The following is a 20,858-nucleotide window of genomic DNA, read 5'->3' as shown; positions in this document are numbered from 1 at the left end:
AGTCATCTACAGTACAGACACTAACACACTAATCTTTCTACAATCTTTCTGGAATCTAACAATACTGAAAGGATTAAGTATCCATAGAAAGAAAAATAGAGAAGGTAGAGCCACAGCCGTAGTGTGAATGTACCTTGATGTAACCACCCGCCGCAGCGATGATTTCTCTAGCTAAAAACAGTCCAATCCCGACACCCTCCTGCGTGTTAACGGTGGGGGAGCGATAGAAGCGGGTAAAGATTTTACCTTGTTCTTCTTCTGCAATCCCTATGCCGTTGTCAGTGATATCAATTCTGCAAAACAATTCATATGCTATCACTTTTATAATCATGCTTCCGCCTGTCTCTGTATATTTTATAGCGTTATCCATAATGTTATAGACAGCTTCACTGGTCCACTTTAGGTCAAAATAAGCATGAATAACGGTGTCCTCCCTAATAACTGAAATCCCTTTGGCATCTGCTTTTGGCGTTATTTGCTCCAGTGCAGCATCAAGGAGCTTATGAACAGATTCTCGCCTTGGCGCTACCGTGATAATCCCCGTTTCAAGCCGCGATGTTTTCAACAATGCCTGGATCAGGAAGTTAAGCTTTTCGGCCTGTGCAGATAGAGCTTTCACACAAGTGGAGGTATCCTGTGATAGTTCGTATTCGCTAAGTAGTTGGGAATAAAGCAGGATGTTGGCCAATGGTGTTTTCGTTTGGTGTGAAATATCGGAAATCAGCTCATTTATTTTATTTTTTTCAGCAAGCAAATTTTCGGAAGATAAGGAAGAAATAGAAAGAAATCTCATAAATTTAGCTTCTATAGAAGAAAGAACGGATTCATCAAAGGCATCCTCCGAGAAACTGCCATTTATCGCGGCATCCAGCATGTTCTCAATGGTTTTCAATGTTTTATGGATGCTCCTGCGATAAAGCATAGTAGCACCCACAGCGGTGCATACAGCAACAACGGTAATTCCAATACATATATATAGGAGTATTGTCATTTCAACGCCCATGTGTAGCCCAGCCCATAAACCGTTTTAATATATTGTGGGGAGGAAGGATGATCCTCCAATTTATCCCGCAACCTTTTTATCGTAACTGACAAGGCATTTTCACCTACATACTCAGCTCCGTCAGTCCAGATGCTATCTATCAAATGATCACGCGAAACGGTATTTCCTCGATTGTTGATTAGGATGCGCAACAATTTTTGCTCCGTTTTACTTAGTTCAATCGGTATATCATTCTTATTAAATTCCATCCTCTCAAATGAGAAGGAAAAATCGCCTAGCTGAATAGAGTCTGCAAGCGAGTATCTGGATTTCTTTAGCTGAACACCCACTCTTGCTCTCAGTACCATCAGACTGAAAGGCTTGGTGATGTAGTCATCAGCACCCAGTTCAAGACCAGTGACAATATCTGTTTCCATATCATTCGCAGTTAGGACGATGACGGGAATCATTGTTTTTTTGCGTATATGGGTTAAAAGGTCAAGTCCATTCCCATCCGGCAAGTTTACATCAAGAATCACTAGGTCAAAGGGAGTGACGTTCAATTGCTCTTTTGCAGCAGCAATGTCATACGTTTGTGTAAATACGTTGTTAGGTTCTTTAAGGGCAAGAATAATACCGTTACTCAAGGCGATATCATCCTCGACGATTAGTATGTGATTCATCATTTGCCTCCTATTTTTTTGATTCATCAAGTTAATGAATCCCGAATTCCAAGAATTGCTTACAGTAAAAATAAAAAAAGGGGGACCCTAAATCTTCCATCTCTATTTTACAGGATATTGCTCTTATTTGCTCATTCGCTCTTCAGACTATTCAGTTTTTGCTAGCATCTTTTTTGACGGTTATTCAATGCAAAAAATTTGACAGATACAATATCACTGCTATAATTTATCCTAGTTGTTTTGATAATGATTATCATTATTGGAGGGGAGGACAGGGCCGAAGCTTGGTACAGGTTATTGGACAGGCTCCCTTAGTTAGAAATGAAATTGCGCTATTTAATACTGGCTTTTCTCGTACTGGCCTTCGCCTCGGTGTTTATCGGTGTTCATAATGTAACTCCACTTGATTTGTTCCACTTAACCAACGATCAAGCACAGGTGCTCCTGATTAGCAGGCTCCCACGTTTGATCAGCATTATGATCGCAGGGGCGAGTATGAGTATCTGTGGATTGATCATGCAGCAGCTTACCCGGAATCGGTTTGTTTCGCCTACCATCGCAGGGACGATGGATGCGGCACGATTGGGTGTGCTGATGGCCATTATGGTGTTTGGAGCAGCGGGATTTTGGACGAAGATGTTGACGGCTTTTGGATTTGCTTTAGGGGGAACGCTGATTTTCATGAAGATACTGGATAAAATCCGGTTCAAGGACCCGGTATTTATCCCGCTTGTCGGCTTGATGTTTGGAGGTATTTTAAATTCGGTGACGACTTTTTTTGCCTACAAATATAATCTGATCCAGGGCATTTCCTCGTGGATGCAGGGAGATTTTTCTCTCATCATGAGTGGTCGCTATGAGATGTTGTATCTTAGTGTGCCTTTGGTCGCGTTGGCGTACATATATGCGAATCGTTTTACAATTGCAGGGATGGGTGAGGATTTTGCGGCCAATTTGGGCGTACATTACAAGCGCACCGTCAATGTGGGTTTGGTGATCGTGGCTTTGGTGTCCTCTGTGGTCATCTTAACTGTCGGGACAATTCCCTTTTTGGGGCTGGTTGTACCCAATCTGGTCAGTATGTATATGGGGGATAATCTGAAAAAAAGCCTGGCTCATACAGCGATTTTGGGCGCGGTGTTTGTGTTGTTTTGCGATATTTTGGGACGGGTGATCATTTATCCGTATGAAATTTCTGTAGGGCTTACGGTGGGTGTGATCGGGAGCGCGTTGTTCTTGTATTTGCTGCTGAGGAGAAGGGCTTATGAATCCTAAATTAAAAATCGGAATATTAGCTGCTGCTGCGCTTGTGTTGATTGCTGCTTTTGTGTTTATCGATCTTCCGCACACCTGGCATTACGCGCTGCCACGACGATTGAAGAAGGTCGCAGCCTTCATTTTGACAGGTGGCTCCATTGCATTTGCAACCGTTATTTTCCAAACGGTCACGAATAATAAGATTTTGACTCCGGGTATTATCGGGCTGGATTCACTGTATATGCTGATTCAGACGACGATTATTTTTGCATTTGGCTCCGTCCCGTTGATTTCGACCAGCAAAGAATTAAACTTCTTGCTGTCGGTGGGGCTGATGGTGCTGTTCGCAGGACTGCTATACAAATTAATTTTCCGCAAAGATGGACGCGGGATTTATGTACTTTTGCTGATTGGTCTGGTATTCGGCACACTATTCAACAGTCTGTCTACCTTTATGGAGGTACTGATTGATCCGAACGAATTTGCGAAAATCCAGGACAAGAGCTTTGCCAGCTTTAGTAATGTAAACACCGAACTGTTATGGCTTTCTGTATTCGTGCTTGTGCTCGTATTTGCTTATGCGTGGAGATTCATCAAGTATCTGGACGTGCTGTCGCTCGGACGAGAGCATGCGATTAATTTAGGTCTCCCTTATGGTTTTATTATCAAAAGGCTGCTAATTATCGTAGCGATTCTCATTTCCATTTCTACAGCGCTTGTCGGGCCGATTACGTTTCTCGGATTAATTGTGGCCAATGTGGCTTATCAGGTGATGAAAACCTATCAGCATCGTTATATTATTCCGGCCTCTATCTGTGTCAGTGTTATTGCGTTGGCAGGATGCCAACTGCTGGCAGAAAGAGTATTCGACTTATCGACAACAGTCAGTGTCATTATTAACTTTATCGGGGGGGTGTACTTCCTGTACCTTTTGCTGCGGGAGAATAAGTCATGGTAGAAGTCAAAAACGTATCCAAACGCTACGGGAATAAAAATGTGGTGGATCAGGTATCTGTCACTGTACCTAAAGGAACCATTACCTCCTTTATTGGACCTAACGGCGCTGGAAAAAGCACCTTGTTGTCGATGATCAGTCGCCTGACTGACAGTGATGAGGGAGAAATCCTCATTGACGGGCAGGCCGTGAGCCTGACGAAAAGTGAGGAGCTAGCCCGGAAGATATCGATTTTAAAACAGACGAACGATGTCAATATTCGCTTAACCGTGAAGGAACTAGTCAGCTTCGGCCGTTTTCCGTATTCCAAGGGCAGATTGAACAGTGAGGATCGCAAAATGGTGGAGCAGTCTATGGCCTACATGGGGCTGGAGGATATGAAAGACAAGCATATTGATTTGCTTAGTGGGGGACAGCGGCAACGGGCTTTTATTGCCATGATTTTGGCTCAGGACACCGAATACATTCTGCTGGATGAGCCGCTGAACAATTTGGATATGAAGCATTCGGTTCAGATTATGAAGACGTTGCGCGGTTTGGTGGATGATCTCGGCAAAACGATTCTGGTCGTGTTGCACGACATTAATTTTGCCTCCTGCTATTCAGACTATATTGTGGGGATGAAGGATGGCAGATTGCTGAAACAAGGAACGGCTGACGAGATGATCGATAGCCAGTTATTAAAGGAATTGTACGATATGGATATTCCGATTCAACAGATCGGTGATCATAAAATTTGTGTGTATTTCACTTAGGGGGAATGTAGAATGAAGAAAAATATGATGTTTTTAACGCTGATGCTTGCACTGGTGCTGATCGTGTCGGCGTGTGGTAAAGCGGCTTCGGTAACACCGGAAGCGACAGGTGATGGCTCCTCGACTGCAACCACTGAATCCAAAACCATCTCGGTCAAACATGCACTCGATGAAAACCCGGTTCAAGTCAAAGTTAACCCAAAAAATGTTGTTGTATTTGATTTTGGTTCACTGGATACGTTGGACAAGCTGGGCGTAGACGTTGCGGCGGTAGCGCAGCAGGATCTTCCTACATATTTGAGCAAATATAAAGATTCCAAATATGCAAGTGCAGGTACGCTGTTTGAACCGGATTATGAGAAAATCAGTGATCTGTCTCCTGAACTGATCATCATCGGTGGCAGACAAGCGGATGCCTATAAAGAGTTGAGCAAAATTGCACCTACTATTTCGATGGCTGTAGACACCAAGGATTACATCAATTCCTTTAAAAAGAACGTGGAAACGTTGGGGCAAATCTTCAACAAAGAGGATGCTGCCAAACAGGAACTAGCTGCGATTGATAGCTCCATCAAGGCTGTGCATGACAAGGCTGTAGCGAGCAAGGCTAAAGGCTTGATCGTACTGACGAACGAAGGAAGCTTGAGCGCATATGGCTCACAATCCCGCTTCGGTATCATTCATGATGCTTTTGGCGTAACTCCTGTAGATCCTGACATTAAAGTGTCCACGCATGGACAAAAGGTTTCTTTTGAATATGTACAGCAAAAAAATCCGGATTATATTTTTGTCGTTGACCGTGGGGCTGTTGTGGTTAAGGAAGGCAAGGAACAGGTTACAGGTAAACAAACCATGGAGAACGAACTAGTGAAGAAAACCAATGCATATAAAAATGGTCATATTGTATACCTGGATCCTAACTACTGGTACCTGTCAGGTAACGGGCTGGAATCCGTATCTGAAATGATCAAGGAAATAGATGCTGCACTGTAATGCCTACATTCACATCATGGAGGACTGCGTAGGATGAAAGGTCATGTAGATGAATTTTCATTAGATGGGTATCTTGTGCACGTCTATACACCTCCCGTTTCCGTGAACCATAATGAGCTGTATCCTGTACTGTATGTGCAGGATGGCAGCTCTTTATTTCTAAGCGGGTTGGATGAGCTGGAACGAGGTTTTTCTACGGGAGAGCTGCCCCGTGTAATATTGGTTGGCATTCAGCCTATAAATCGACTGGATGATTATACGCCTTGGAAGGCAACTGCTCTAGTAGAGGGAAGACCTGCCTTTGGTGGTGGTGGAGATGCCTATCTGGCGTTTGTGGTTACAAAAGTAATGCCATACGTCGAGGCGAAATATCCAGTGCAAACTGGGATGGAGCATACCGGGATGATCGGCGCATCGTTGGGCGGACTGATTTCCATGTATGCAGCCTTCCAGTATCCGCATATCTTTGGACGCATTGGTTCGATTTCGGGCTCGTATTGGTTTCCGGGTATGATCGATTATATGCAATCCGCATCATTTGCCACTGTAAAGGCTGGGACACATCGTGTATATATCTCTGTCGGGACCCGTGAAGGCGAAGGGAAGACGAGTGTGCAAAAAGACATGGTTCCGTTGACCCTCCAGGCACACGAGATGCTGCTGACACAGGGATTGGATACCCAAGATGTGCTGCTTGAGCTGGATCAAGATGCGGTGCATCGTGTGGATTGTTTTCAGCGTCGGTTTCCTAAGGCCATACAGTGGCTGTTCGGATAGCACAAAAGGGAATACGAATTTCATACGACAACTTCAAAGAATTGGAGAGCGTAGAGTCTCTATGTCTTTGGGGTTGTTTTTTTTGTGCGTATTTTTCGTATAATAGAGAAATGTTAAAAATTTTAAGTTATACGTTATGGAAGTGAGGGGAGACAACCATGAAAAAAAACCGCCTGGGAGCTTCGGATTTGCTGGTAGGTGAGATTGGCCTGGGATGTATGTCGGTCGGTACAGAGGAGCAGCAAGCCGTTTACTTGATTCATGAAGCGTTGGATAAAGGCGTAAATCTGTTGGATACGGCCGATTTGTACCAGCATGGACGCAATGAAGAAATTGTGGGAGCAGCAATCCGTGGACGGCGGCAGGATGTTATCCTGGCGACCAAGGTTGGTAATCGGCGTATACCGGGGCAGGAAGGCTGGGAATGGGACCCGTCCAAGAAATATATCTTGTCAGCTGTTAAAGAAAGTATGCGCCGCCTAGGAACGGACTATATCGACCTATATCAGTTGCATGGAGGGACAATTAACGATCCGATAGATGAAACCATTGAGGCTTTCGAACAACTGCAGCAGGAGGGCGTTATCCGTTACTATGGCATTTCCTCCATTCGCCCGCATGTCATCCGTGAATATGTGGAACGCTCGAATATCATTAGTGTTATGAATCAGTATAGTTTGCTGGATCGGCGTGCAGAGGAAGAAGTATTGTCTTTGCTTCAGGAGCGGGGGGTTAGCGTGATTGCACGTGGACCTGTGGCGAGCGGTGTATTGGCCGACAAGGGAGAAGAAAAGGCGGCCAAGGGATACCTGGACTATAAAGAAGCGGAGCTGCTGGACGTGCGTAAACAATTAAAGGCATTTGCAGGATCGGACCGTAGTATGGAGCAGACAGCGATCCGTTATAGTCTTTCTCATCCGGCTGTCGCGTCTGTGATCCCGGGTGCAAGCTCTTTGGCACAATTGGAGCATAATATTTCTGCAGCAGGTATTGCACCGCTAACTGGGCACGAGCGAGAGGCGCTACAGCAAATCAGCCGAGCCAATCGTTATGATGCGCAATACCGCTGATCCGAATATTTACAGAAGATGGAGCGATTGGTTCTCCCCGCGTTATCTTTACCTTTAGAACGGAAAATCTGTTAAACGTGTACTCACTATAGTTGCAATATATAAAAGAAACATTACAATATAAGAATGAACTCCATTTTTTGTACCATCATTTGGAATGGAGATGTTCATAATTTTACTCTAGGAGGGACCAATGAATGGAACGCATCGAATCTGAACAGCAATATCAGGATTTGATTAATAGTGACGGCTTGACCGTTGTAAAATTTGATACAACCTGGTGTCCAGACTGCAAGACACTGGATAAATTTATGGATGGCATTATACAGGAAAACGCAGATAAGCGTTTCTTTGCGCTGGATGCCGAGAAGTTCCAGCCGATTGCCGAAGAAAATCAAGTACGTGGCATTCCGAGTCTGCTCGTGTTCCGTAATGGCGAGAAAATTGCTCATTTGCACAGCAAATACGCCAAAACGCCAGCTCAAGTTTCGGAATATTTGACCACGTTGGAATCCAAGCAATAATCAGCACGCAGGGTTACAACGATGGGATGATAGGGATCATTTCAATAAAATATGATTTCAGTATAATCGAAAAAGGGATACCCGTGGGCAGTGATTCATGCCATGCGGATATCCCTTTTTGGTTATGAAATAACAAATGATAGCTTACAAAATAATGAAAAAGAACACAGCTGCCAGCACGAAGCGATAGATGGCAAACGTAGTCAAGCTCAAACGTTTGAGCAGACCGAGGAACGTTTTGATCGCCAGCATCCCGACGATAAAGGAAGTAATAAAGCCTGCTGCGAACACCGGAAAATCACTCATAGACAGATGATCCATACTTTTAATCATATCAATACCCGATGCACCCAGCATGACCGGAACGGAGACGAGAAATGTAAATTCTGCGGCTGCCGTATGACTGACACGTGCGAATAGGCCCCCAGACATAGTTGAGCCTGAACGGGAGAAGCCTGGCCACAGAGCTAGGACTTGGAATACACCGATGGTAAATGCTTGTTTGTATGTGATCTCATCCAATGTATGTGATCTGATAGGCGGATGGAATTTTTCAGCCGCGATCATGAGCAAGCCCCCGATGACCAAACTGTACAAAACCGTTTCAGGACCAAACAGGTATTGCTTGATCACATCACGGAACAGTACGCCAATTAACCCCGCAGGGATCATGGCTAAAATAATGTGCAGCAGGTTTAGACGCGGCTGGCTTGAGACTTTGCGTCTGAAATCAAACAAGCTGAGGAATCTGCGCCAGTATAAAACAACGACCGCCAGTACAGCACCTAACTGTACGATAACCTCAAATGTTTTGACCGTATCATTCTCTGTGTTCAATCCTAGAAGATCGGCCGTGAGGATCATGTGACCCGTCGAAGAGACCGGCAAAAATTCTGTCAGCCCTTCAATAATTCCCATAATAATAGATGATAAAATATCCAATTTACTAGCTCCTCCTTACACGCATGTAGGGCAAACAACCTGAGTCGTTTGCCCTAAAATATGTCATTTCAGTAGGAGTGAACGCAAGTGTCAAGTCCAAAAGCTGGTCGCTGTGGTTACAAAGGTTCACTCCTGGGAAGAAGTGTCCGATTCCGTATTCATGTCCGAGATCGGGGATTTGTGGTGCAAGATAATTTCCACCCGACGAATACGATTTTTACCCATTTCACGAATGATAAATTTCACATCATCTTCTATGAATTCCTTGCCCTGTCTTGGTTCCGGAACCCGGCTATACACCCACCCTCCGACAGTATCCACGTCTTCATCGTCCAATGTCAAGCCCGTCAGATCACTCAGATCAGAAAGCATTACTTTACCATCCATCAAATAACTGTTCTCCGTCAGTTTCTCGATTTCCTTCCGTTCATCCTTATCAAACTCGTCCCGGATTTCGCCAACAATCTCCTCCAAAATGTCCTCAATGGTAATCAGACCAGAGGTTCCACCATATTCATCGACCAGAAGAGCAATATGAACCTGCTCCTTCTGCATACGTTTCAGCAGCGTGTTGACGGGAATAACTTCCGGCACGGTCAAGATCGGTTGAATCAGGCTATCAAAATCAAGCTCGGGATTGCGATCATACTCAAGGAATAGCTGCTTGGTATTAATCATACCAATGATCTGATCCTTGCTGTCTGTCGCTACCGGAAAACGGGTATACTGTTCTTCGTGAATAGTCTGCATGTTTTCTTTGAGCGAGCGATTCGTAAACAAGCATACCATATCTGTACGTGGCACCATAATTTCTTTGGCGACGGTCTCGTCAAAAGCGAAGATACGATTTACGTAGCCATATTCGGTGTTATTGATCTTACCACTTTCCACGCTTTCGGACAAAATGATCTGAATTTCTTCCTGAGAGTGCGCTTCTTCATGCTCACTAGCCGGTTGAAGACCAAACAGACGAACCAGGCGGTTGGCCGAGCCGTTAAGGAGCCAAATAAACGGATACATAACTCGGTTAAACCACACGATGGCTGGAGAGGCTAACAGGCTGACAGCTTCCGCCTTGCGAATCGCCAAGGTTTTGGGAGCCAATTCCCCAATTACCACGTGCAAGTAAGTTACAATGACAAATGAAATAATAAAGGCCAGGATATGTGAAAACTCCCCATTGATGTTGAGCTGTTGAAAGAGAGGCTCCAGCAATTTGACTACAGTTGGTTCACCGAGCCAGCCGAGTCCTAACGCTGTAATCGTAATACCAAGCTGACAGGCGGACAGGTAGCCGTCCAGATTATTGACGACTTTTTGTAACGCCAGTGCGTTTTTACGGTTCTCCACCACCAGCTGATCGACCCGGCTGGAACGGATTTTAATAATCGCAAACTCGGTAGCCACGAAGAAAGCACTAAATAAAATCAACACCGCAAACAAAAATAGACTGACACCTATACCCATATAATTTTCACTCATCCCTTTTTCGTTCAATTTTTAAGAAACTCTATTTTGAGTTCACTTGAACTTATTTTAAGAACTTAAAAGAAAATATACAAGGTTCATATGGAACCGTAGCAGGTCACCTACCTCTAATTTGCACGAAAAATAAGGCTTAATAGAATCCGCACGGCTCATTGCTTCACTTTACAAGCCTAGTTTAAGGGCGTATGATGAGTTCAAATGAACTTGAAATGTACCAAAGGGAGGAAAGCAGATGGAGTCTTTTACCCTCACTCGCCGTGATATGGCCCATTTGCTGCTGGCCATGGAAGGTCGCAGTGAATTGCAGCCTTTAGCCGTTCTTCAGGACGCCTGGAGGCGCACTCATAGCCATCTTGCCCGTTCCGGCAGCACGATGCCGACATTTTTGTACACCGAGGTGACACCTGTGCTGGATAAAATCATCAAGGGCAAGCACAGCGCAGCCTTTTCGCTGCAGGAGATCGTTTCTCTAGGTCAACTGGTTGAATATAGTCATGTCTCACTGGCCTCTATGCAAAATTGGGTCAAACGTGATTTCAAGGAGTTCCTCGGTGCTCCGAAGATCGGCAAAAAATACTCAGTCAACCAGGCTGCCATATTGCTCATCGTGGAAGATTTAAAATCATGTCTGGATTTTGAATCCATCCGTCAGCTATTTCATATCCTGTTCCAACAGCCCGAAGATGATACGGATGATCTGATTCAGCCGGTCGATCTGTACGCTGCATATTCAACTTTATTTGAAGAACTGGATGCGAACGGAGACCAGCTGCTTGATGTAGCAGGAACAGGGTATGCAAAAGACAACGGAAATTCTGCTACAGGACAGCAGCGTCAGGAAGCTGCGACAGAAGAGCTGCTGATTCAGGCCGCAGATCAATATACCCGTCGTTTACAGCATTTGACCCCTAACCAGTGTGAAGCAGTGCGTAATACATTACTGGTGGCAGCGGTATCGGTACAAAATAGTTATTTTTTGTCCATGGCACGTCGGTATGTGAACGCGACTTTGTTTTTGGATTTTCAAGAGTAGATCAGGATTGGCGCAAGAAGCCGATCCTATTTTTTTGCTCTTTTTTAAGGATTGTCTACCCTTTTGGAGACTGAAAAAGTATACAAAAGAGGTATATACACTCAAACGCTGTCAAAGATACAATAAACATATATAATCCAGCAATTGGAAAAACTTTGAATATCTCTTCCAAAGCACCTGGATACACATACAGGAGGTAATGGCATGTCCGATGTCTCCATCATCATTTGTACCCGCAACCGGATCGAAGACCTGACACGCTGTATACAATCTATTGCTGTACAGCAGCAATTGGAGCATACGGCTGTAGAACTGCTGATTGTTGATGACGGCGATATTTCCGACCAACAGATTGAACAGTACCGTCACTTGGTATCCGGATTGCCTCAAGGCGTTCTGAAATATTATAAAAAAAGTCGTCCCGGCGTTTGGTTATCCCGCTATGAGGCCTTGTCTCTTGTGAGATATGATATAGTGCTGTATTTTGACGATGATGCTGAACTGGACGATAAACTCTATATCCGGCGCTTGCTCGATACCTACGAACAGGATGAAACGATTGTAGGTGTTGGAGGGATTGCAAAGGGACTACATTCGAGCCGGGCAGGAAAGCTGCTGGGCGTTTTGACTTTTCAGATGTCTTCTTCCCTCGGCAAGCTCTCGCCCAGTAGTCTGGCGGGGTCGTTGCTGCGTTGGGGTGAAGCAACCGAGACTTTTGACACTGAATTTTTCCATGGCTGCAATATGTCATTTCGGAGGGATGCGCTTCGGGACATGAAGCCCTATCCGTGGATGACCAGCTATGCCGTGGCTGACGACTTGTATATGTGCCAGTTAGCGAGTCGTTACGGCAAACTCGTGATCAATCCCGACTTAAAAATCATCCATCACGAGTCTCCAAGCTCGCGCGATAAGGCGGGCAGAGTAGCCAAGGCAACAGCGATTAACCACTATTATTTTCTTGCCCTGAAAAAGGCGGGATTTATCCAGTATGGAGCTCTTTTATGGACCTTAACCTACTTGATGCTCAAAGAAACGCTGCGCCGTAATTTTAACGCAGCAGATGGATACAAGCAGGGGGTGTTGTTCATTCTGAACCCGCGAAAGCAAAAATATAACGAATATTTAGGCCCGGCGGTTCAGTAATCCGCTTTATACACATTGACAGGATAAAGGGGGAGTATGATGTTAAGCTTGTCCATTGCTCTGTGCACCCGCAATCGGGTTGACGATCTGACCCGATGCATTAATTCCATTGCCATGGGGGGAGCACCGGAAGCATGTGAAACCGAGCTGTGGATTATTGATGACGGAGATTTGCCAAAGCATGTGCTGGAACGTTATGAACGTCAGTTGGGCAGAGCAGGAATTGCCTACCGATATCACCGTAAGGAGCAGCCTGGATTATGGCTATCACGTGTAAAAACGGTGGAGCTTGCACAAAGTGACATCATTTTGTTCCTTGACGATGATGTGGAGCTGCCGAGCAACTACTTGAATGAGTTAATGCGCACCTATGAAGCATATCCGCAGGCGGCTGGTGTCGGCGGTATAGCACAGGGAATGAGCAACAGCTTCATGGGTACTATTCGCTGCTTGCTCTCATTCCAGCAATCCTTGTCCAAAGGGAGATTGTCCCTCAGTGGTCAGTCCGGCTCAATGTACAACTGGCATAAGGCCAAGAAGACGTTTAAGACCCAGTTTTTTCATGGCTGTAATATGTCATTCCGTCGTGAAGCAATTTTAAGTCTGGAGCCGGTACCCTGGTTGCAAAGCTATAGCGTCGGCGAGGATCTACTACTTTCCCGTATCGCCATGAAAAGCGGTCCATTGTATATAAATCCAGCTCTTACGCTGCTTCATCACGAATCGCCGTCCTCGCGCGACAATATGGAGCAGGTGACTTATATGCGCGTGATGAATCATATTCATCTACTTCGCGACGAGGGGGCCGGGCCGATCGGTTATGCAGCCTTATATTGGACGACGATGTATCAGATTTTGAGGGAAAAGCCCAAAAAAAATCATAAAGCCATTCAAGGCTATAGAAGAGCACTGAAAGAGATCTTCTCAAGTGCGAAGGAGCCTGTTGGCGGAGGACAGCTGCCTGAACGTAATTCCAAAAAAACGGTAGGCTGATGGAGGTGCGTCAAAAGACGCGATGTGAGCATAGAGACGAGAGGCTTAATAAGGAACAGGAGTTGGACGTAACATGAGCACATGGACAGCAGCAAGGAAAGTATTCACGGGTGACAGTCTCGCCAAAACGATCATGCGCACGAGCTTTAACAATTTCTTTGTGCTAATCGTCACGACCCTGACTTCCATCCTGACCGCACGTATGCTCGGAGTAGAGGGGAAAGGTGAACTGGCGGCTGTTCTGTTCTGGCCTACACTGATCGGCAGTGTATTGAGCTTCGGTTTGCCAACCTCGTTAATTTATAACCTTAAGAAAAAAACAGGCACGACGGAAGAACTGCTGGCGTTGTCGCTCTGGATTCAGTTGCCTGCCAGTTTGCTGGCGGGAGCGGTGGCCTGGATATGCATGCCGTTGTGGCTGAATGGCTATGGTGCAGACATCATCCAACTATCGCAGATTTATTGTGCGGCAGCAGTACCGCTAGCCGTGCTGACAGCACTCACGACGGCATTGTCGCAAGGATTGGATCGGTTTAGCGTATATAACGGCCTGCTGTTTTACTATCCATTACTGAATTTTATTGGTCTAGTGACCCTGTGGCTGATGGGCTTACTCAATGTGCAGCTGGCGGGAATAGTGAATTTTGCCGCGAGTTTCCTTGCGCTCGTGTGGGCGTTCCTCCGTTTGCGCAAGCATATGAATTTGCGCACATTTCGTCCGTTGACCAGCCGCCAAGTGCTGCGCCCCTATTATAGCTATGGAGCGCGGGTGTATGGGATGGAGTTGATGGGGACGCTGTCCACTCAGACGGACAAAATCGTCATTGTGGCGCTGTTGTCACCCAAAGCGTTCGGTCTATACTCCGTTGTCTATGCCTTGTCCCGAGTGTTCAATGTGGTGCAAAATGCCGTCACTAATGTTACCTTTCCCAAGGTAACGGGAATGGAGCACAGCAAGATTGTCGAAACGGTGGGGCGTGCTTTTCGCATCTCCATGGGCGCGATGCTAATCGTCATTGTACCGGCTCTTTTCATTGGCCGATACATGCTGGGTTTGCTGTATGGTCCCGCTTTTCTGGAAGCATCGCTAACGTTCTACCTGCTGTCGCTCGAATGTATTATTGGTGGCGGCTCCTGGATTCTGGCTTCAGCCTTTAACGCACTTGGTCGTCCGGGATTGGTACTGTTCCGGCAAATTGTAGCCTATGCAATCACCGTGGGTCTGTTTTTCATTTGTACACCGATCTTCGGTCTGGACGGCATTGCTATTGCTTTGCTTGTAGGTGCTTGTGTACGGTTGGCGTTCTCGCTGTTCTCGTTCCCGATGTTTTTCAATGTTCCGTTATCTCGGATCATTTTTGATAAAAGTGATATTACATTTGTCTTGCAGATTATACAAAAGAAGCGCAGGAAGGGAGAACTGAAAGATGCCGAATTCGCATCCCATGGCTAAACTGAAAAATAAGCTGAGCGTCATTCTCGACGTAGTCCCTCAAGGTTCGAACATTATTTATGTCGATTATCCCGTCTATAATAACGGTGGGGACGTACTGATCATGAAAGGCACCGAAGCGTTCTTCAAGGATAATGGTATTCGTGTCCGTGCCCGTTATAGCGCCATGGATATACCCGATCAGCTTCATATTCCAAGCGACTGGATTATCGTGTGTCACGGCGGGGGCAACTTCGGTGATTTATATGCAAATCACCAAAATTTGCGGGAACGCATTGTTCGTGATTTTCCTAACCACCGAATTGTAATCATGCCGCAGACAATCCACTTCCAGTCTGAACAGAAGGCTAATGAGGTGGCGGCCTTGTTTAATGCGCACCCGGATCTACATATGTTTGTGCGGGATACACGCTCTTATCAGTGGGCTAAAGATAAACTGAACCAGTGCAGCATCACATTATGTCCTGATATGGCGCACCAGCTCTGGCCGTTGAAACCGACAACAGAAACCGTGAAGGACGTATTGTACTTCCTGCGTACGGATATTGAAACGGTAGGGGAACAAAAGAAATTCGATGACGAGGCAGATGTCTCTCACCGTCTGGACTGGGATACTTTATTCACTCCGCTGGAAGTGAAGGGGATCGTCTATTTCCAAAAGTTTTACCGTCTGAATAAAAAAATCGGTGGCCCTTTGCCTACGCGTACATTCTGGTACAAGTACACTGACCATCTTATGAACAAGGCGGTTACACTGTTCAGTTCTTACCGCGAGGTTCGCACTTCACGGCTGCATGGTCACATTCTGGCTTGTCTGCTTGATATGCCGCATGTTGTCATCGATAACTCTTACGGCAAGAATTCGCAATATTATAATACCTGGACACAGCCGAATCCGAAGGCGAAGCTGTTCAGTGAAACCCCTGATGTACTAGAGCAGCCGTCTTAATCGTAAGAAAAGCTATCTAACGACCTCCTGAACACTTCATTGGTTTAGGAGGTTTTTGGTTCACTGCTACATAAAGCATTCATATGAATTAATTAGATAAACAATTAAGCCAATGAATATTTAATGACTTAATATATAAGAGAGGATATTATCGCTCTATTTTGACAATTCATTTCATGAATAGATATAATTTATGGGATAAAACTTGCAGAAAAGCGGGGAATTCTCCGGTTTTTGCTGTACATCACATGATCGTATATTTATTTAAATGAATCGAGGCTGACGAATGAGCAATCAATCGATAGACATGCTTCTCACGAAGGATATTGTGCGTGAAGGGGAGCCGATTTTGCGCACAAAGGTTGATCCGGTATGTCTGCCGCTGTCTGAAGAGGATCTTCAACAGATGCAGTGGATGTTGGATTATCTGAAAAATAGCCAAAATGAAGAGCTGGCCACCCGCTATGATTTGCGCCCGGGCGTAGGGCTATCTGCCAACCAGGTTGGGTTAAATAAAAGAATGTGTGCTATCTACTATGAAGATGGAGACCAGACGGTAGAATATGCTCTGTTTAATCCAAAGCTGGTCAGCCACTCTACATCCATGATTTATTTGGAGCAGGGCGAAGGATGCCTGTCTGTAGATCGGTACATTCCCGGTTATGTCCCTCGGTACGAGAAGATTCGCATCAAGGCCATTTTACCGGACGGAACTCAGGAACTGTTAACGTTTAAGGGCTATGCAGCGATTGTAGTACAGCATGAAATGGACCATCTGGATGGGATTATGTTCTATGACCGTATCAACCCGGAAGATCCGCATAAGCTGCCACAGGGAGTGCATATCGAACCTTGTGTACGTTAATCGTTCGTGTCTGTAAAGTGTGGTGACTCCGTTCACCACCTTTTTATTTTGCAAGAAAACATGGAACTAAATGTGGTGAAGCTTTAAAATTGAAAACATGTAAGCCGTGATAAAGGCTATTGAGAACGAATAAAATGTAAGCGCTTATCTTGTGGGAGGGATGGCATGTATCGTGGAGTACGGCATCTGATGAATAATATGCGTATGCGGAATAAGCTGCTTTTCTCCTACGTACTGATTGTCATGATTCCCGTGCTGGTGGTTGGCGGCTGCGTTACTTTTTATTTGCGAGCGCAGGCACTGGACAGTGCGATTGCCCAGACGGTAAATAATGTGGAGAAAATTAAGAGTCAGACGGCAAATTTATTGCGGGTACCAACGGATATTTCAAATGGGCTCATGTTCGATAAAAGGCTGAGGGAAATAGCAAACCATCGTTATTCCGGCATGGTGGAGCTTATGAATGCGTACCATCAATACAAGGATTTTAATGAATACACCCAGCAATATAGAGAGGTTGCTACCATTCGGTTCTATTCGTACAATCCGACCATAGTTAATAATCTGGAGTTTATTCCTGTAGACTCCAACATTGAGCGGCAGCCGTGGTTCCAGGCGGCTTTGAAGGGTACGGCGATTAACTGGTTTTACATTCAGGATAAGGAGGATAACCCGGTCAATCGCCTCAGTCTGGTACGACAAATTCCATTTCCCGAATACAATTCCAAGGGAGTCCTGATGATTGCGCTGAGTCAGACCGAGTTGAATTATATGCTGAGCAAGGAGCCCTTTGAAACATTGATTGCAGATCATAACGGGATAGTAGTCGCAGCTACCCATCCGCAGTCGGTAGGTCAGACGTTGACCGATTTACATTTAGGCTTTGATGTCCAGCGTGCAGGTAAGGGTATATATGAAGCAAAAGTCAACGGGACGCCCTCAAATATTATTGTGGATGAGCTGCTGCCAACTTCAAGTGTAAGCGGATTTACAATTATTTCGGTGTTTTCGACAGAACATATCGTGCAGGGGGCGAACCGGGTCAGCCTGATCGGTGCATTATGTGTTCTAGCGGTACTGATCATGGCGTTGATTCTCATTACCATCATTTCCTGGCTTATTACCAAACGGCTTCAGCGGCTGAGCTATGAGCTGGGTAAGGTAGCTGCGGGTGATTTTCATGTGGTATCAAGTGTGGAGGGAAAGGATGAGATCGGTGATTTATCCCGCCGTTTCAACTACATGGTGAGTAGTATCCGCCAGCTTATGGCCCAGGTCTATGAGACGAGTGAGCACAACAACAAGCTTGAATTGGCGCAAAAGGATATCAAGCTAAAAATGATGGCAAGCCAAATTAATCCGCACTTTCTGTTTAATGCGTTAGAATCTATCCGAATGAAAGCACATCTGAATGGAGAAGCGGAGATTGCAACGACGGTCCGTTTGCTGGGCAGACTGATGCGCAGGAATCTGGAAATTGGTAGTGGTAAAACAACCGTATTACAGGAGCTGGATATGGTGCGATCCTATTTGCAGATTCAGCAGTTCAGGTTTGGAAATCGTTTGATCTATGAAGTGAATTTGGAGGAAAGCGCGAAGGACATGTCGATTCCTCCCTTAATTATACAACCGCTGGTGGAAAATGCAGTCATTCATGGCCTGGAAAATAAGGAAGAGCCCGTTACCGTGAAGGTAGATATCACGATAGAACGAAGAGAGCTGCAAATTAAAGTTGCTGATAATGGAATTGGCATGGAAGCCGAGCAACTGACCCGTCTATTGGCTCGGATTACAGGTACGGAGGAGCCGGAAGGGAGCAGTATCGGTCTGCGTAATGTACATCAACGTCTGACATTGATGTATGGCGAACGTTATGGTCTGCATATTGAAAGCGCATTACAAGTAGGAACATCCGTATACTTTTCCATACCAAGGGAGGAAGCATCGAATGTATAAAGCGATGATTGTAGATGATGAGCCTGCGATTCGTGAAGGATTGTCTTCCATTATTGACTGGGGGGATTGTGGCTTTCACATTGTCGATACGGCAGGGAACGGGCGCGAGGCGCTGGAGAAGTTCGGAGAACATCGACCGGAACTGGTCATTGTAGATATTCGTATGCCTGGGATGAGCGGACTGGAGGTGATACAAAACATACGTCAAATGAACGGGGAGCCGTTTCACTTCCTGATTTTGAGCGGATATGCAGACTTTGATTATGCAAGGCAAGCCATGGGATTCGGGGTGGATGGTTATCTATTGAAGCCCGTGGATGAGGAAGACATGACGTTAGAGCTGAAACGGGTACGGCAAAACATTGAGAATGAAAAGGGAGATGGAAAGTGGGGGAGTCCGTCTTCGTATGAGCGCGATTGGATCGAAGCACTGTTGTTTCCGGTTCATGGAGAACACGCTCGTGATACGGTAGAACCCAGCCAAAGTGCATCCGGGCAAGCTGAACACCAAAGCGGAGGTGGAAAATACGGACAACAGCCAGCGTTACCCGCATTGGACTGGAGCAGCTATCAGGTGGTTCTGCTGGATATGCGTATACCTGACTGGGATCGGCAAGCCCGACAGCTCGCAGCCAAGCAGCGGCTAGCGGAATTGTGTCATGAACAGGGTAGAGGTATTGTGTTTGAGGCTGGAATATATACGGGCCTGCTGCTCCCCACCATGTTAAAAACAGAGGAAGATGCTGTTCAGCTGCTGGCTGTATGGCGACAGGAGCTAAAACCGTGGGTAACTGAAATTTATGGAGCTGCGGGTGCTCCGGTAGACATCCTTGGCGAGATTCCCAGATCTTTTGAGCAGGCGTTACGATTGTTGGAGCGTGCGTTTTTGTTTCGGGCAGATAGAATCATACTCCCCGGTGACCTGCATGAATGGGAGACAGTCCATGCTGAAATGGATGAAGCGTCGGATCGAGCCTCGGATGCTCCCATACGTTATGCAGAAAAGCTGTACTATGCGCTGGATATGGCTAACGGTAAAGCCGCGACCCGTGTCATTAAGGAAATGGAAGTCCAATTTCCCCGGATTTATCGTACCGAATCTGCAATCAAGGCGGCATTCGCCCAGACGTTCACACTGGCACTCAATAAATATGCAGCTGGACAGGAGCATAGCCGAACCGTGCTGGAGGACCATTCCAGCTTGATTACCAACGTATATGCTTATTCAACATTGGCGGAGCTGGTGGATCACTCGCTTGAACATGTATTGCAGTGGATTGGTCAGACTGACACAGGTGGCAAGGAGATCATCATGAAGCAAATGATTAACTTTATACATGGTCATTATGATGAAAATTTGCGACTGGAGTTACTGGCAGATATGTTCAATTACAATAGTGGATATTTGGGCAAATTGTTCAAAAGTCATACAGGCGAAGCCTTTAATGCCTACCTGGATAAGGTGAGGATTGAGCGAGCAAGGGAATTGCTTGCAAAGGGGATTAAGGTACACCAAGTGGCGGGACGCGTGGGATATGCAAATGCAGATTATTTTCATAGTAAATTTAAAAAGTATGTTGGCATGTCACCGTCCTCCTACCGTAATCAGGTTCAAAAGAACGGAGGAACCGATGGCTGTTGATTATTTTACTAGATTTAAGATTATAAAGTCTCTCTTGCAGTGGCCGGAGGCATGTTCTCCGATATCTGTAAGAGAGACTTTTTTATATGATGAAAAAGGGCGGATCAATAGAAAAAGTCACATTCACTATGGGATTTAGGTAGTTTTCATAGAAAAGACATCGTTATGACACAACTTTGACACGATGTTCACATTTTTGATTCTATTTCATTTAAATTAATTCTATATAATGGGGATATTCTGAAGCCGGGCGATGACAACTATGCAAGTTAACTGTGAGAGTTATTTCCCAAATAAGTGAAGTTTTCATATGTAAGAATGTGAATACAATCACAAATATAAAAAGCTTCAGATTACATACATTATAAAACACTGTTAGAAGAAGTGAAGAGGGA

Annotated in this window: 19 protein-coding genes; 15 read left to right on the top strand and 4 right to left on the bottom strand. The window is 45.5% G+C overall.

Annotated elements, in window-relative coordinates; all coding sequences use genetic code 11:
- Positions 1-73 precede the first annotated feature (73 nt).
- Together AC5V8P_RS04380 and AC5V8P_RS04375 are read right to left on the bottom strand one after the other, a co-directional pair.
- Positions 74-991 (bottom strand): sensor histidine kinase, encoded by a 918-nt coding sequence (locus AC5V8P_RS04380; protein WP_064797330.1) that lies wholly within the window; start codon positions 989-991, stop codon positions 74-76.
- Complete coding sequence (locus tag AC5V8P_RS04375) at positions 988-1,665, bottom strand: response regulator transcription factor (protein ID WP_064797260.1); 678 nt, start codon at positions 1,663-1,665, stop codon at positions 988-990. The genes AC5V8P_RS04380 and AC5V8P_RS04375 overlap by 4 nt, the downstream gene beginning before the upstream one ends.
- A 321-nt stretch (positions 1,666-1,986) precedes the next feature.
- Here AC5V8P_RS04375 and AC5V8P_RS04370 point away from each other — a divergent pair, with 321 nt between their 5' ends.
- The 7 genes from AC5V8P_RS04370 to AC5V8P_RS04340 all read left to right on the top strand — a co-directional run bounded on the left by AC5V8P_RS04370 (position 1,987) and on the right by AC5V8P_RS04340 (position 7,996).
- Positions 1,987-2,940, top strand: a complete 954-nt coding sequence (locus AC5V8P_RS04370; RefSeq protein WP_064797259.1) for an ABC transporter permease — start codon at positions 1,987-1,989, stop codon at positions 2,938-2,940.
- Positions 2,930-3,880: an iron chelate uptake ABC transporter family permease subunit gene (locus AC5V8P_RS04365; RefSeq protein WP_064797258.1), complete on the top strand. Its 951-nt coding sequence runs from the start codon at positions 2,930-2,932 to the stop codon at positions 3,878-3,880. The genes AC5V8P_RS04370 and AC5V8P_RS04365 overlap by 11 nt, the downstream gene beginning before the upstream one ends.
- Positions 3,874-4,632 carry an iron ABC transporter ATP-binding protein gene (locus tag AC5V8P_RS04360; RefSeq protein WP_064797257.1) on the top strand — a complete coding sequence of 253 codons (759 nt, stop codon included), beginning with the start codon at positions 3,874-3,876 and terminating at the stop codon, positions 4,630-4,632. Before AC5V8P_RS04365 ends, AC5V8P_RS04360 begins: the two co-directional genes overlap by 7 nt.
- Positions 4,633-4,644: 12 nt before the next feature.
- Positions 4,645-5,625, top strand: a complete 981-nt coding sequence (locus AC5V8P_RS04355; RefSeq protein ID WP_064797256.1) for a siderophore ABC transporter substrate-binding protein — start codon at positions 4,645-4,647, stop codon at positions 5,623-5,625.
- Between the two features lie 33 nt (positions 5,626-5,658).
- Positions 5,659-6,402, top strand: coding sequence for an alpha/beta hydrolase (locus tag AC5V8P_RS04350; protein WP_064797255.1), 744 nt, complete (start codon positions 5,659-5,661; stop codon positions 6,400-6,402).
- A gap of 158 nt (positions 6,403-6,560) precedes the next feature.
- Complete coding sequence (locus AC5V8P_RS04345) at positions 6,561-7,472, top strand: aldo/keto reductase (protein ID WP_064797254.1); 912 nt, start codon at positions 6,561-6,563, stop codon at positions 7,470-7,472.
- Positions 7,473-7,669: 197 nt separating this feature from the next.
- Positions 7,670-7,996, top strand: coding sequence for a thioredoxin family protein (locus tag AC5V8P_RS04340; protein WP_063210325.1), 327 nt, complete (start codon positions 7,670-7,672; stop codon positions 7,994-7,996).
- A 144-nt stretch (positions 7,997-8,140) separates the two neighbouring features.
- Here AC5V8P_RS04340 and bacA read toward each other — a convergent pair whose 3' ends face one another.
- Together bacA and AC5V8P_RS04330 are read right to left on the bottom strand one after the other, a co-directional pair.
- Entirely contained in the window at positions 8,141-8,938 is a 798-nt protein-coding gene (gene bacA / locus AC5V8P_RS04335) for an undecaprenyl-diphosphate phosphatase (RefSeq protein WP_081276837.1), read from the bottom strand.
- A gap of 126 nt (positions 8,939-9,064) precedes the next feature.
- On the bottom strand, positions 9,065-10,405 hold the full coding sequence (locus AC5V8P_RS04330) for a hemolysin family protein (RefSeq protein ID WP_187360689.1): 1,341 nt from the start codon (positions 10,403-10,405) through the stop codon (positions 9,065-9,067).
- 253 nt (positions 10,406-10,658) lie between these two features.
- Here AC5V8P_RS04330 and AC5V8P_RS04325 point away from each other — a divergent pair, with 253 nt between their 5' ends.
- The 8 genes from AC5V8P_RS04325 to AC5V8P_RS04290 all read left to right on the top strand — a co-directional run bounded on the left by AC5V8P_RS04325 (position 10,659) and on the right by AC5V8P_RS04290 (position 20,463).
- Positions 10,659-11,459, top strand: a complete 801-nt coding sequence (locus tag AC5V8P_RS04325) for a DUF1836 domain-containing protein (RefSeq protein WP_064797252.1) — start codon at positions 10,659-10,661, stop codon at positions 11,457-11,459.
- A gap of 204 nt (positions 11,460-11,663) precedes the next feature.
- On the top strand, positions 11,664-12,605 hold the full coding sequence (locus AC5V8P_RS04320; RefSeq protein ID WP_063210330.1) for a glycosyltransferase family 2 protein: 942 nt from the start codon (positions 11,664-11,666) through the stop codon (positions 12,603-12,605).
- Positions 12,606-12,644: 39 nt separating this feature from the next.
- Positions 12,645-13,598, top strand: coding sequence for a glycosyltransferase family 2 protein (locus AC5V8P_RS04315; protein ID WP_064797251.1), 954 nt, complete (start codon positions 12,645-12,647; stop codon positions 13,596-13,598).
- 73 nt (positions 13,599-13,671) lie between these two features.
- The gene (locus tag AC5V8P_RS04310; protein WP_063210334.1) at positions 13,672-15,051 is read left to right on the top strand and encodes a lipopolysaccharide biosynthesis protein; all 1,380 of its coding nucleotides are present in this window, start codon (positions 13,672-13,674) and stop codon (positions 15,049-15,051) included.
- Positions 15,026-16,000, top strand: coding sequence for a polysaccharide pyruvyl transferase family protein (locus tag AC5V8P_RS04305; protein ID WP_063210335.1), 975 nt, complete (start codon positions 15,026-15,028; stop codon positions 15,998-16,000). The genes AC5V8P_RS04310 and AC5V8P_RS04305 overlap by 26 nt, the downstream gene beginning before the upstream one ends.
- Before the next feature lie 286 nt (positions 16,001-16,286).
- Positions 16,287-16,865 carry a peptide deformylase gene (gene def / locus AC5V8P_RS04300; RefSeq protein ID WP_063210337.1) on the top strand — a complete coding sequence of 193 codons (579 nt, stop codon included), beginning with the start codon at positions 16,287-16,289 and terminating at the stop codon, positions 16,863-16,865.
- 165 nt (positions 16,866-17,030) lie between these two features.
- Positions 17,031-18,821 (top strand): cache domain-containing sensor histidine kinase, encoded by a 1,791-nt coding sequence (locus AC5V8P_RS04295; RefSeq protein ID WP_064797250.1) that lies wholly within the window; start codon positions 17,031-17,033, stop codon positions 18,819-18,821.
- Positions 18,814-20,463 carry a response regulator transcription factor gene (locus tag AC5V8P_RS04290; RefSeq protein WP_064797249.1) on the top strand — a complete coding sequence of 550 codons (1,650 nt, stop codon included), beginning with the start codon at positions 18,814-18,816 and terminating at the stop codon, positions 20,461-20,463. Before AC5V8P_RS04295 ends, AC5V8P_RS04290 begins: the two co-directional genes overlap by 8 nt.
- The last annotated feature ends 395 nt before the right edge of the window (positions 20,464-20,858 follow it).

Source organism: Paenibacillus sp. N119s (assembly GCF_059447605.1).
The sequence above is the reverse complement of the archived record's forward strand: the minus strand, read 5'-3'. Positions and strand labels throughout refer to the sequence as shown.

Bases quoted from the DNA above. Each gene is read 5' to 3' on its own strand.
- AC5V8P_RS04380 (WP_064797330.1), bottom strand. From the start codon at position 991: ATGACAATACTCCTATATATATGTATTGGAATTACCGTTGTTGCTGTA.
- AC5V8P_RS04375 (WP_064797260.1), bottom strand. From the start codon at position 1,665: ATGAATCACATACTAATCGTCGAGGATGATATCGCCTTGAGTAACGGT.
- AC5V8P_RS04370 (WP_064797259.1), top strand. From the start codon at position 1,987: ATGAAATTGCGCTATTTAATACTGGCTTTTCTCGTACTGGCCTTCGCC.
- AC5V8P_RS04365 (WP_064797258.1), top strand. From the start codon at position 2,930: ATGAATCCTAAATTAAAAATCGGAATATTAGCTGCTGCTGCGCTTGTG.
- AC5V8P_RS04360 (WP_064797257.1), top strand. From the start codon at position 3,874: ATGGTAGAAGTCAAAAACGTATCCAAACGCTACGGGAATAAAAATGTG.
- AC5V8P_RS04355 (WP_064797256.1), top strand. From the start codon at position 4,645: ATGAAGAAAAATATGATGTTTTTAACGCTGATGCTTGCACTGGTGCTG.
- AC5V8P_RS04350 (WP_064797255.1), top strand. From the start codon at position 5,659: ATGAAAGGTCATGTAGATGAATTTTCATTAGATGGGTATCTTGTGCAC.
- AC5V8P_RS04345 (WP_064797254.1), top strand. From the start codon at position 6,561: ATGAAAAAAAACCGCCTGGGAGCTTCGGATTTGCTGGTAGGTGAGATT.
- AC5V8P_RS04340 (WP_063210325.1), top strand. From the start codon at position 7,670: ATGGAACGCATCGAATCTGAACAGCAATATCAGGATTTGATTAATAGT.
- AC5V8P_RS04330 (WP_187360689.1), bottom strand. From the start codon at position 10,405: ATGGGTATAGGTGTCAGTCTATTTTTGTTTGCGGTGTTGATTTTATTT.
- AC5V8P_RS04325 (WP_064797252.1), top strand. From the start codon at position 10,659: ATGGAGTCTTTTACCCTCACTCGCCGTGATATGGCCCATTTGCTGCTG.
- AC5V8P_RS04320 (WP_063210330.1), top strand. From the start codon at position 11,664: ATGTCCGATGTCTCCATCATCATTTGTACCCGCAACCGGATCGAAGAC.
- AC5V8P_RS04315 (WP_064797251.1), top strand. From the start codon at position 12,645: ATGTTAAGCTTGTCCATTGCTCTGTGCACCCGCAATCGGGTTGACGAT.
- AC5V8P_RS04310 (WP_063210334.1), top strand. From the start codon at position 13,672: ATGAGCACATGGACAGCAGCAAGGAAAGTATTCACGGGTGACAGTCTC.
- AC5V8P_RS04305 (WP_063210335.1), top strand. From the start codon at position 15,026: ATGCCGAATTCGCATCCCATGGCTAAACTGAAAAATAAGCTGAGCGTC.
- def (WP_063210337.1), top strand. From the start codon at position 16,287: ATGAGCAATCAATCGATAGACATGCTTCTCACGAAGGATATTGTGCGT.
- AC5V8P_RS04295 (WP_064797250.1), top strand. From the start codon at position 17,031: ATGTATCGTGGAGTACGGCATCTGATGAATAATATGCGTATGCGGAAT.
- AC5V8P_RS04290 (WP_064797249.1), top strand. From the start codon at position 18,814: ATGTATAAAGCGATGATTGTAGATGATGAGCCTGCGATTCGTGAAGGA.